Consider the following 11,824-nt stretch of genomic DNA (forward strand, 5'->3'; position numbering starts at 1 on the left):
CGTCTGTGTCATAACTTGCCTTTGATGACAAAATCCACGCGCCAGAAACTTTATGTCTACAACGGTGGCTTTCTGACCGAAGGCCGCGTGCGCCGCATTCTTGATCTCTCAGGCTATGATATTCGTCTGGGCGCACCAGGCGATGATGATCTGATCGGCGTTTGGGGACATAGTCCGACCGCCCCAAGGGGCGAAGCAATCGCTGCGCGCAAGAACGCCCCGGTTCTACGCGTCGAAGATAGTTTTTTGCGGTCGGTCAAGCTTGGACGCGATGGCGAGGCACCTCTTGGGCTGAACATCGACCGCCACGGTGTGCACTTTGATCCCAACACCCGCTCTGGTCTGGAACTGATCCTGACCGAGGATCCGCTGGACGACACAGCCCTGCTAAACCGTGCGAAAGCAGGCATGGCTTTGATGCAAAAGCACCATATCTCAAAGTACAACGCCTTTGATCTTGATCTGCCGGCACCTGAGCCCGGCTATGTGTTGGTCGTTGACCAAATCCGCAAAGACGCATCGATCAAGGCCAGTGGAGCCGACAGCAACACCTTTCGCGAGATGCTATTTTACGCCCAGACAGAACATCCGGGCGCACGCATTATCATCAAAACCCACCCCGAAACTCCCGCAGGACACCGCAAGGGATACTTCACGCACACCGATACCAATGATCAGATCACGCTATGCGACGATCCCATGTCACCTTGGACGCTGTTCGAAGGGGCGATCGCTGTCTACACCGTGAGTTCGCAACTGGGGTTTGAAGCCATTATTGCGGGCCATAAACCTGTCGTGTTTGGCCAGCCGTTCTATGTAGGTTGGGGGCTGACCGATGACCGTAAACCGCTGCAAAGGCGTCAACGTAGCTTGACCCGCGCGCAGCTTTTTGCCGCTGCGATGATCCTTTATCCGACGTGGTACGATCCCTATCACGACCGCCTTTGTAGCTTTGAAGAAGCATTGGCGACATTGACCAGTCTTAGTCGTGCCTGGCGCGATGACCAGCATGGGTGGACTGCAATTGATATGCGCCTTTGGAAAAGAAAGCCGCTGCAGCAGGTCTTCGGCGGCCCCAAACCCGTTCGCTTCAGCAGCGGTCCTGCGATCCCAGATCAGAGGCGCTTGATGCGTTGGGCAAGTGCGGGCGACACCGACGCCGTGTTGGTCGATGACGGTTTTTTGCGCTCGCGCGGCCTTGGGGCGGACCTGATCGCACCGCTAAGCCTCGTTTTGGATGACGTCGGCATCTATTATGACGCCACTCGACCCAGCCGACTTGAGAACTTAATCAATGCCTCGGGCGATTTAGCAGCGGACGAACGCGCGCGCGCGACCGCCTTGGTCGCACGGATCACCGATGCTAGGCTGTCCAAATACAATTTGTCTGGCGCGCAAATTGCTGATCTTCCAAAAGGGCGGCGCATTCTTGTGCCCGGCCAAGTCGCTGATGACGCCTCCATCAAGTTAGGTACAACTGACATCAAAGACAATAAAACCTTACTGAAAACAGTCCGCGCAGCCAATCCTGCGGCGATTGTCATTTATAAACCCCACCCCGATGTCGAGGCCGGCCTGCGGAATGGTGCCGTGCCAGTCGCCCTAGAGTATGCTGATGTTGTCCTAAGTAACACCGATCCAATCGCGGCAATTGACGCAGTTGATGCGGTTTGGACGATGACGTCCTTAATAGGGTTCGAGGCGCTTTTGCGCGGCAAAGAAGTGACCTGTCTGGGCATGCCATTTTACGCCGGATGGGGGCTGACGGATGACCGTTGTATGCCAATCCCAAGGCGAACAGCGCGCGTTGATTTGACGGCGTTGGTACATGCCGCTTTGATTGCATACCCGCGTTATTTTGACCCCATCACCGGCCTTGCCTGCCCACCCGAAGTCGTCGTTGATCGCATTGAAAACAATGACTTACCAAACTGTAGCCACGCGAACCGTGCACTTGCAAAGCTGCAAGGGTTATTGGCCAGCTACGCGTATCTCTGGCGCAGATAACCGGTCCCATGTGTGGCAGATATCTGCCCCAAGCTGCCGCACATCTTGCAAAGCAAACTTTGGCGCATCGGCTAGCTTGGAAACCCCCATCGCCGCTAACATTGGCGTGCCTTCCGCACCGATTGCAGATCCTGCCGAAAACACTACGAGACGGTCAACCAAACCTGCATTCAACAAGGACGCGGCCAACATGCCGCCGCCTTCGCAAAAGACCCGTGTGATCCCCTTTTCGGCCAAAACGCGCATTGCATCCACCGGATCAACCGTTCCGGATGCCGTCTTGCATGGCAAACTCACTGCGCCTTGATCTGTCCAGCCAATGGCGTCCGCCCCTGCCCCGTGACAGAGCCAAACAGGTACGTCGTGGGCTGTTCTTGCCAATTGCAGATCAACAGATAACTTCAATGCACGTGAAACGACCACTCGAACTGGCTGGTGGGGAATCCCGACACCGCGCACCGTCAATGACGGATCATCAGCCCGCACTGTGCCCGCCCCAACCATCACTGCATCATGGCGTGCGCGCATCATATGCACCGCGCGGCGCGCATCAGGTCCGGTGATCCATTGGCTTTCGCCGGTGGCGGTCGCGATACGACCATCCAACGTGCCAGCAAGTTTTAACGTCAAAAAAGGGCGGTTTTGCGTGATGCGTTGGAAAAAACCAGCGTGATCCTGATCGGCTTGACCCCGCAAAACGCCCATCAAAACACTGACGCCCGCGTCCTGCAGCATCGCAATGCCGCGACCCGCAACACGTGGATCTGGGTCACCGGTCGCAATCACAACCCGTGCAATTTTGGCATCAATCAATGCTTGCGCGCAGGGTGGTGTTTTACCTTGATGGGCGCAGGGTTCGAGCGTGACAAAGGCCGTAGCACCCTGCGCTGCTTTGCCTGCCTGCGCCAATGCGCGCGTTTCCGCATGTGGTCGCCCGCCGTCTGCTGTCCAGCCGCGACCCACGATCTGACCATTTTTCACAATGACGCAACCGACCGCCGGGTTCGGCCAAACATGGCCCATCCCGCGCCGCCCTAAAGAAAGGGCAAGCGCCATAAAACGGGCGTCAGCGTTTTGGGTCACTCTGGGTCTTCAGTGGCGCTATCTGGGCGCAACTCACTGACAAACTTGTCAAAATCATCGGCGGCTTGGAAGTTTTTGTAGACACTGGCAAAGCGCACATAGGCGACCGTATCAATCCGCGCGAGGCTTTCCATCACGATCTCTCCGATGGTGCCCGACGGAATATCTGTTTCTCCCATGCTTTCCAGACGCCGCACGATGCCGCTGATCATCTGGTCCATCCGTTCGGGTTCAACGGGGCGTTTTTGCAGTGCAATCCGGATCGAGCGTTCAAGTTTGGGTCGGTCAAAATCTTCGCGGCGGCCGTTGGATTTGATCACAACCAGATCACGCAGTTGCACACGTTCGTAGGTCGTAAATCGTCCCCCACATGCAGGACAAAACCGGCGACGCCGGATCGCGACATGATCTTCGGCAGGACGGCTATCTTTAACCTGTGTGTCGACATTTCCGCAAAATGGGCAACGCATGATGATCCCTCATATCTCAAACGGGGGCAGCACTTGCTTGGCCCCCAAACTTATCCACAACCACTATATGTAGGCGTCTCGCGTTTGGGTAGTGGGCAAATAAAGCAAGTGAACGGGCATCACGAACCGTTGCAGAAGGGACTCGCTTTGGGACCTAGTTGAAAATCCGCTCACCCATCTGATCAATCAACTGCTTGGCCTTTGCAAAGGCGGCTTCATTCGCGGCCTCTTCGGTGTTCAACGTATCGGCACGGATCAGGTGATGCACCTTCAATTCGCCGCCAAATTCTTTTTCGATGCGGGCCGCGAGGCGGTAGCCACCGTTGTCTTTCTGGGATGCGGGATAGATGGCAAAGCCTTCGTAACGTTCGGGTTCTGGTTCCGGCTTTGCCTTGCTGCCAAAGAGTTTGCTGAACATTTGGAGCGCTCCTGATTTGCTGATTGCTTTAAAGCTAATGCAGACAAAGCAAAAACAAAACGCAGAAACGAAAAAGGGGCGCATCTGCTGCGCCCCTTGGATCGAAAATATGACTTGGCTTACTGATCCAAGAACGACCGCAGTTTACGGCTGCGGCTTGGATGCTTGAGCTTGCGCAACGCTTTCGCCTCAATCTGACGAATTCGTTCGCGCGTCACGCTGAACTGTTGACCGACCTCTTCAAGGGTGTGGTCGGTGTTCATGCCGATACCAAAGCGCATCCGCAGTACGCGTTCTTCGCGTGGCGTAAGTGACGCCAGAACCCGTGTCGTCGTTTCTTTCAGGTTCTCTTGGATCGCTGAATCCAAAGGCAAGATCGCATTCTTGTCCTCGATAAAGTCACCCAATTGGCTGTCTTCTTCGTCACCAATTGGTGTCTCGAGGCTGATCGGCTCTTTGGCGATTTTCATGACCTTGCGGACTTTTTCCAAAGGCATTTGCAGCTTTTCTGCCAGTTCCTCTGGTGTTGGTTCGCGGCCAATTTCGTGCAACATCTGGCGACCGGTACGGACCAGTTTGTTAATCGTTTCGATCATATGCACAGGGATACGGATCGTGCGCGCCTGATCAGCAATCGAACGGGTAATCGCCTGACGGATCCACCATGTCGCGTAAGTCGAGAATTTGTAGCCACGGCGATATTCGAACTTATCAACAGCCTTCATTAAGCCGATGTTGCCTTCCTGAATAAGATCAAGGAACTGCAAACCACGGTTCGTGTATTTTTTCGCAATTGAAATCACGAGGCGCAAGTTTGCCTCGACCATTTCTTTCTTGGCCTGACGTGCTTCTTTTTCGCCCTTTTGGACCTGCTGCACGATGCGGCGGAATTCGGTAATATCGACGCCGACATATTGACCAACTTGGGCCATGTCGCCGCGCAATTCTTCGATTTTGCCTGTCGATTTTTCGACCATCATCTGCCAGCCGCGACCCGCTTTTGTGGCCATATCTTCAAGCCAGTTAGGGTCGAGTTCGCGACCGCGGTACGCATCGATGAATTCACGACGGTTGATACGGGCTTGGTCGGCCAGTTTCACCATCGAGCTGTCGATCGACATGATCCGGCGGTTGATGCCGTAAAGCTGATCGATAAGCGCCTCAATGCGGTTGTTATGCAGGTGAAGTGAATTCACTAGTTCGACAATCTCGGAACGCAGCTTTTGATACTTCGTTTCCTGCTTATCGGAAAAAGACGAATCTTCGTTCAATGTGGCCGACATACGCGCGTCTTGCATATCTGATAGATCAGCAAAATCGCGTGCGATAACCTCAAGCGTTTCAAGAACGCGCGGCTTCAATGCTGCTTCCATCGCGGCAAGCGACATGTTGGCCTGATCGTCTTCATCTTCGTCGTCATCTTTGGCAATCGGGTTGCCATCAGCATCTAATTCTGGCGATGCTTCTTTCTTGGCTTCACCACCCGCAACTGGCGCAGAAACAACAGGTTCTGCGGCACCTATTTCGTCAAGCTGATCACCAAAGGTGGTTTCAAGATCGATCACATCACGCAGTAAGATGTCTTCGGAAAGAAGTTCGTCGCGCCAAATTGTGATCGCTTGGAATGTCAGTGGGCTTTCGCAAAGCCCCAAGATCATTGTGTTCCGGCCCGCTTCGATACGTTTAGCGATCGCGATCTCACCTTCGCGCGACAGCAATTCAACAGAACCCATTTCGCGCAGATACATCCGCACCGGATCATCGGTACGGTCCAGCTTTTCAGCTTCGGCACCACCAATGGTAACATCGCGCGAACCTGAAACCGTGGCCACCGCAGTGTTGCCTTGGTTCTCGTCGGTTTCTTCGCTTTCTTCTTCTTCCGTCACCTGAATGCCCATCTCGGACAACATCGACATGACGTCTTCGATCTGGTCCGAAGAAACCTGTTCTGGCGGCAGAACGGCGTTCAACTGGTCGTAAGTGATATAGCCTCGCTCGCGCGCATCGGCGATCATCTTTTTAACGGCGGCTTGGCTCATATCAAGGCTGATATCGCCATCCTGGTCCGCATCTTTACGGTCGTCGTTATCTTTCGCGGCCATGTAAAGTGCCCTTTCAAAGCGGTCGTTTCAAGCCAAAGTGATTCGGCTGATTCGGTTGATGTCGAATCAACCCCGCTTTGAGGCGATTCGCAAGTGGGCTGGGCCCTGATTTATTGAGTGTTGCGCCTGTGGCTATTTAGGCCGATCGCTGCCCTTTGCAAAGTTTATCTGTCCAAGAAGCTGATCAAATGCACTTTGTTCTTCCTTCTTCATGCGTGCGCCGTTTTCACCAATGGCATATTCAGCCTTGTCTTCGTTGTCGCCCCGGCCGGCCTTGTCCACGGCTGCTGTAGACTGCGCCAACCGCCATGTCAGCCCTTCATCGGCAACACCGCCAAGGTCGGCAACAGCATCTTCGATTTCGCGCTTGTGGCCATGTCGCGCCGATAATTTGGCAAATTCTTCTGCCAGACAAAGCCGCACGATTTCTACGTCACCACCACGCCGTATTGCGGGGCTGATAGCGACATGGTTCTGGCTCATCAGCTTTTCAAGGGGTGCTGATCCCAGATCGTCGATCACGCGAGCCCGCAAGTCGTTTGCGCCAAGATGTCGCAGCAAGCAAGACTGCAAATCACGGTGTGTTGGATCGCGACTATTCATTTGCTCAAGCGGTGTTTCAAAATCGACGGCCACGGAGGGGGCCGCGATCATCGCTGCCAATATGACAGCCTCGCGGACGTGGTCTTCGTCCGCTGCGGCACCAGCAAGCGCCGATCTGCGCGCGGTGGCTACGGGACTGACATCACGCTTCCATGGGTCTTGCTTACCATTCCACGCACGGTTTCCGGCAGACCGTGGCGCTGCCGCCTTACGCGTTGAAAACAACGCCCAGCGCATGTCTTTGATCGCTTGGCCATAGTGGTTCCGGATAGATGGATCTTGGATCAGCTTAATCTTTTCGCGCAGCGTTTTGTCGAGGGCCGCCTTGCGTTCCGGACTATCAAAAACTTTGCCCTCTGTTTCGCGTTGCCACAGCAATTGCACCATCGGGATCGCTTGATCCAGCAATTGCTGCATCGCTCCTGCCCCTTGCGCCTTGATCAAATCATCAGGGTCCAACCCTTCTGGCATCAGTGCAAAGCGCAGCGATTGCCCTGCCTCCAACAATGGCAACGCAATTTCAATCAAACGCATTGCGGCGCGCAATCCTGCTGTATCCCCATCCAGTGCAATGATTGGCTCTGGCCCGATGCGCCAAAGCAGGCGCAATTGATCCTCAGTGATCGCTGTACCCAAGGGGGCGACAGTTGCGGTAAAACCAGCCTCTGACAGCGCGATCACGTCCATATAGCCTTCAGCCACGATCAGCGGCTTCCCCTTGCCAGCAGCCTCCCGCGCAGGCCCGTGGTTATAAAGGCTGCGTCCCTTATCAAACAGCGCCGTCTCTGGCGAATTATAATATTTCGCCGGCGCATTCGGGTCCATCGCACGGCCCCCGAAACCGATTGCACGACCCCGCGCATCGCGAATGGGAAACATGATCCGGTCACGAAAACGGTTATAGAGCCCGCCGCCGCGGTCACTTTCTGCAGCAAGGCCCGCGTCGACAGCTAGCTTGGGATCAACGCCTTTGCCCTGCAGATGCTCTAGAACGCCCCCATTTGCGGGGGCAAACCCGATATCCCAACGCGCCTGCGCCTCGACGCTCAATCCACGCCGTTCCAGATAATCGCGTGCATCAGCCGCCACCGCAGTCTGCAATTGCAAACGGTGAAACTGCACGGCCTGTTCCATCACATCGGTTAGAACAGTGCGCGCATCCGCCTTTTCTTGCGCACGCGGATCGCGGTCTGGCACCGGCATACCTGCTTCAGCCGCAAGTATCTTGACCGCTTCCATGAACTCGACGTTCTCGGTTTCGCGTACAAACGAAATGGCATCGCCCTTCGCATGACAGCCAAAACAGTAGTAAAACCCTTTGCGATCATCGACGTGAAAGCTGGCGCTTTTCTCTTGATGGAACGGACAAGACGCCCATAGATCACCCTTGCCCTGATTGGATTTGCGGGTGTCCCACATAACTTTACGGCCTACGACCTGCCCCAAAGACAGCCGATTGCGTAATTCATCAAGGAAACCGGGTGGAAGACTCATGGCTGCTAGTATCTGCCAATTCACCCCAAAGGCCAATCCTTCTTCAGAGCCTAAATATCCCCGCCGGAGGCATCAAAATTCTTCGAATTTTGACTTAACGCAGGGCAACCCCACGCATTGCAATCTGTAGGTCATGCACCAATGTCGCAGCCATGGACCGCATGACCATAATCTCAAAGCCCTGCGGCCCAATCCGCGTGATTGTTACAGACAAATGCCCCAACATCGTTTTCGCGACATGGTCCACGTGAAAAATGTGCCCGCGCAAATCGACAGGGACCAAGCGCGCCAAGACATCCTCGACACCAAGCCCTTCGATGTGAACAACCGCCCATGCATCGGTCTGATCTGACACCGCTGCCAGCCCGTCCAATGACACTGCACCTGTCACCATCCAAACCCCATGTCCAAACCAAGACACAGCACCAGAGCGGCGATTGGGTGCAGCCAATCCAGCACCAACTTGGTCTTTTAGGCTGGTCGAGGTTGCCTTGGTTTTCCCGTCAAAAGCGGCAACTGACGTCAAGCGATCGATGCTGACCTCGGTCACCACAATGCCCCCGATCTCCAATGGCAGCAGGCCGCTACAAGGCGAAAGTGCAATCAATTTAGCCACGCGCACGCCCTCCGGTTGGGTCAAAAAAGACAGGATCACACACGGTGACCTCTTGAGTAATATCCCGCAGATGATCGCATAGTTTGATCACTTCGCCGTGGCGCGCGCGGCCATTTTCAAGAAAGCCCAGCGCCAGATGCGTATCAAGCGTGGGCGAATAGCACACAGATGTCGCATAGCCCTGGCTGTTTTCGCGCACCGCCGATGCCCCTGCTTTAAACAAATGCGCACCGGCACTTAGCGCGTGATCGCGACCTTTGGACTGCAATCCGACCAACTGCTGGCGGGTTTCGCCGTGCAAACCAGGACGGGCGGCTGCTGCTTTGCCGATGCAATCCTTCTTGGCACTGACCATCCTGTCCATGCCAATATCAAACGCGGTTGTGCGCCCGTGGATTTCGGCATGTGTGATAAAACCCTTTTCGATGCGCAAGACATTCAACGCTTCCATGCCGTATGGTCCGCCGCCCATGACTTCGGCTTGGGCGACCAGTTGCCGGAACAAGCTCTCGCCATAGCGTGACGGCACAGAGATTTCGTAAGCGTGTTCCCCAGAAAACGAGATACGGAACAATCTGCCTTTGGCACCGCCGACACCGACAGTCCCGCACGCCATGAACGGCCAAACCTCATCATTCAGCTTTTTATCCAGAACAGTATTCAACAGCGCCCGCGCTTGCGGTCCAGCCACGGCAAACTGCGCCCACTGCTCTGTCACCGAAATGACCGACGCATCCAGATCGGGCCGCAACGCTTGCAAGACAAACTCTAGATGACGCATGACCAACCCAGCAGCAGCGGTGGTTGTCGTCATCACAAAATGCTGTTCGCCCAGCCGTGCGGTCGTGCCGTCATCCAGCACGTGCCCGTCTTCGCGCAACATCAGACCGTAGCGGACCCGCCCAACTTTGAGGGTTGAAAACATGTTGGTATATACAAAATCCAACAGAGCAGCAGCATCTGGCCCCTGCACATCGATCTTGCCAAGCGTCGATACATCGCAAACGCCGACTGATCCGCGGACATACCCGACTTCGCGGTCACAAGACTGACGCCAATTGGTTTCACCCGTTTGCGGAAAGTAGCTTGGACGATACCAAAGCCCCGCCTCGATCATCGGCGCGCCGCGCGCAACAGTAGCCTTGTGCGAGGTAGTAAACCGTTCAGGCGCAAAGCCCTTGCCTTGGCTGCCCGCGCCCATCGCTGCTATAGAAACAGGAACATAGGGCGGGCGAAATGTTGTCGTGCCCGTCTCGGGAATGCCGCGTCCCGTCGCATCAGCCAAGATCGCCAAAGCCACCACATTGGATGATTTGCCTTGATCGGGTGCCATACCTTGCGTGGTATAACGTTTCATATGCTCGACCGAGCGAAAGTTCTCTTGGGCAGCGAGTTTGATGTCCTTGATGTGCACATCGTTCTGGAAATCGATCCATTTGCGCCCTTTGCCTTCGACCGACCATAGCGGCGTGATAGCATATGCAGTGTCATCAGCGGCGGGCACCGTCACCTTGGGTTTTAACCCAAGGCCCGTTGAAACTTCCATTGCGGCCGTAGCACCCTCGGCTAGACAATCCGCAGTGCTAAATGCCCCGTTACATGCACCCGCCGTCACCATACCCGGCACGCTATCCGGAGTGGGGATGAACGATGCGATCTCTTCTTTCCACGTCGGGCGCCCATTCATGTGACATGTCAAATGCACCGTCGGGTTCCAACCACCCGACATTGCAAGGCAATCGGTGCGGATAACCCGCGTGCCGTTCCCATGGCTGATCGTTATACTTTCGAGAGCATGACGGCCCTTGGTCGCGGTGACTTGCGCGCCCGTGTAGACAGGGAAATCACCCAACACCTGCGCATCTTCGCGACTATCGATGACAGCTGCGACCTTGATGCCAGCAGCAGCCAGGTCCCGTGCAGTCCGGTGCGCATCGTCATTATTGCCAAAAATCGCGACCGATTTACCCGGTGCAACGCCCCAACGGTTTACATAGGCGCGCACGGCGCTGGCCATCATAATGCCCGGGCGGTCGTTGTTGGGAAATGCGATCGGACGCTCTAACGCACCAGCGCAAAGGATCGCGCGTTTAGCAACTATACGCCAAAAACACTCTAGCGGTTTACCCTGCGCACGCGGCCCGGCGATTTGTTCGAGTGCACCGTATGTGCCTTGATCATATGCCCCCGTCACCGTTGTACGCGTCATCATACGCACGTTGGGCAAGGCGGCCAATTCGGCCAAGGCAACCGCAACCCATTCCACTGCAGGCATGCCATCTATATCTTCGCGCTCGCGCAACAGACGGCCGCCCATGGCAGTATCTTCATCAGCCAAGATAACCTCTGCACCAGCGCGCCCAGCGGTCAGGGCCGCCATCAATCCCGCAGGCCCCGCGCCAATCACCAGCATGTCGCAAAAGGCAAAAGCCTTTTCATAATCATCAGGGTTTGTCTGGCCGCTTAACGCGCCCAAACCAGCGGCCCGCCGGATTACAGGCTCGTAAAGTTTTTCCCAAAAGCTGCGCGGCCACATGAAGGTCTTGTAGTAGAATCCTGCCCCTAGAAACGGCGAAACCAGATCATTCACCGCCATCGCGTCATAACGCAGCGATGGCCAAGCGTTCTGGCTTGATACCTCTAGCCCCTCGGACACTTCCAAAGTCGTCGCGCGCACGTTCGGTTCTGCTTGCGCACCGCGCCCCACGGTCATCAGCGCGTTTTGCTCTTCCGATCCTGCAGACATCACGCCACGCGGGCGGTGGTATTTAAACGAACGGGCCATCAGCTTGATGCCATTGGCTAAAAGGGCCGCGGCCACTGGTTCACCCGGCACACCTTGTAGGCGCTGCCCATCAAAGGTGAACATAACTGTGTTTTCGGGTGCGCGAACTCTCATCGTTCTACTTTCTCGGCCAAAGTGGCGCTGTGCACCGCATGGGTGACGGTGTTGCGTGCAACGACCAGCCAAGCCCCGCAGCCCGCCTCGTGAAACCACAAATCGCGGGTGTCACCCGCAGGGTTTGCACGG

General features: G+C 55.6%; 9 protein-coding genes. 1 reads left to right on the top strand and 8 read right to left on the bottom strand.

Features of this window, described 5'->3' with window-relative positions; translation table 11 throughout:
- Positions 1-24: 24 nt before the first annotated feature.
- A complete protein-coding gene (locus tag QZ197_RS01710; RefSeq protein WP_296429511.1) occupies positions 25-2,007 on the top strand; it encodes a capsular polysaccharide biosynthesis protein in 1,983 nt (660 codons plus the stop codon).
- On the opposite strand, the gene ribD is transcribed toward QZ197_RS01710, so the two are convergent.
- From ribD to QZ197_RS01750, 8 genes are all read right to left on the bottom strand, one after another.
- The gene (gene ribD / locus QZ197_RS01715) at positions 1,972-3,090 is read right to left on the bottom strand and encodes a bifunctional diaminohydroxyphosphoribosylaminopyrimidine deaminase/5-amino-6-(5-phosphoribosylamino)uracil reductase RibD (RefSeq protein WP_363157874.1); all 1,119 of its coding nucleotides are present in this window, start codon (positions 3,088-3,090) and stop codon (positions 1,972-1,974) included. The genes QZ197_RS01710 and ribD overlap by 36 nt on opposite strands.
- A complete protein-coding gene (gene nrdR, locus QZ197_RS01720) occupies positions 3,087-3,560 on the bottom strand; it encodes a transcriptional regulator NrdR (protein WP_296429512.1) in 474 nt (157 codons plus the stop codon). Before nrdR ends, ribD begins: the two co-directional genes overlap by 4 nt.
- A 154-nt stretch (positions 3,561-3,714) precedes the next feature.
- Positions 3,715-3,978, bottom strand: a complete 264-nt coding sequence (locus QZ197_RS01725; protein ID WP_296429513.1) for an HlyU family transcriptional regulator — start codon at positions 3,976-3,978, stop codon at positions 3,715-3,717.
- Between the two features lie 119 nt (positions 3,979-4,097).
- Positions 4,098-6,080, bottom strand: a complete 1,983-nt coding sequence (gene rpoD / locus QZ197_RS01730; protein WP_296429514.1) for an RNA polymerase sigma factor RpoD — start codon at positions 6,078-6,080, stop codon at positions 4,098-4,100.
- 132 nt (positions 6,081-6,212) lie between these two features.
- Positions 6,213-8,177: a DNA primase gene (gene dnaG, locus QZ197_RS01735; RefSeq protein WP_296429515.1), complete on the bottom strand. Its 1,965-nt coding sequence runs from the start codon at positions 8,175-8,177 to the stop codon at positions 6,213-6,215.
- Positions 8,178-8,271: 94 nt separating this feature from the next.
- The gene (locus QZ197_RS01740) at positions 8,272-8,793 is read right to left on the bottom strand and encodes a sarcosine oxidase subunit gamma (RefSeq protein WP_296429516.1); all 522 of its coding nucleotides are present in this window, start codon (positions 8,791-8,793) and stop codon (positions 8,272-8,274) included.
- A complete protein-coding gene (locus QZ197_RS01745; protein WP_296429517.1) occupies positions 8,786-11,692 on the bottom strand; it encodes a sarcosine oxidase subunit alpha family protein in 2,907 nt (968 codons plus the stop codon). Before QZ197_RS01745 ends, QZ197_RS01740 begins: the two co-directional genes overlap by 8 nt.
- On the bottom strand, positions 11,689-11,824 hold a 136-nt coding region (locus QZ197_RS01750), incomplete at its 5' end, for a sarcosine oxidase subunit delta (RefSeq protein ID WP_296429521.1). The genes QZ197_RS01750 and QZ197_RS01745, both read right to left, overlap by 4 nt.

Origin of the sequence: Yoonia sp. (assembly GCF_017854415.1) — a bacterium.
Lineage (GTDB): Bacteria > Pseudomonadota > Alphaproteobacteria > Rhodobacterales > Rhodobacteraceae > Yoonia.

Bases quoted from the DNA above. Each gene is read 5' to 3' on its own strand.
- dnaG (WP_296429515.1), bottom strand. From the start codon at position 8,177: ATGAGTCTTCCACCCGGTTTCCTTGATGAATTACGCAATCGGCTGTCT.
- QZ197_RS01710 (WP_296429511.1), top strand. From the start codon at position 25: ATGACAAAATCCACGCGCCAGAAACTTTATGTCTACAACGGTGGCTTT.
- rpoD (WP_296429514.1), bottom strand. From the start codon at position 6,080: ATGGCCGCGAAAGATAACGACGACCGTAAAGATGCGGACCAGGATGGC.
- QZ197_RS01725 (WP_296429513.1), bottom strand. From the start codon at position 3,978: ATGTTCAGCAAACTCTTTGGCAGCAAGGCAAAGCCGGAACCAGAACCC.
- QZ197_RS01745 (WP_296429517.1), bottom strand. From the start codon at position 11,692: ATGAGAGTTCGCGCACCCGAAAACACAGTTATGTTCACCTTTGATGGG.
- nrdR (WP_296429512.1), bottom strand. From the start codon at position 3,560: ATGCGTTGCCCATTTTGCGGAAATGTCGACACACAGGTTAAAGATAGC.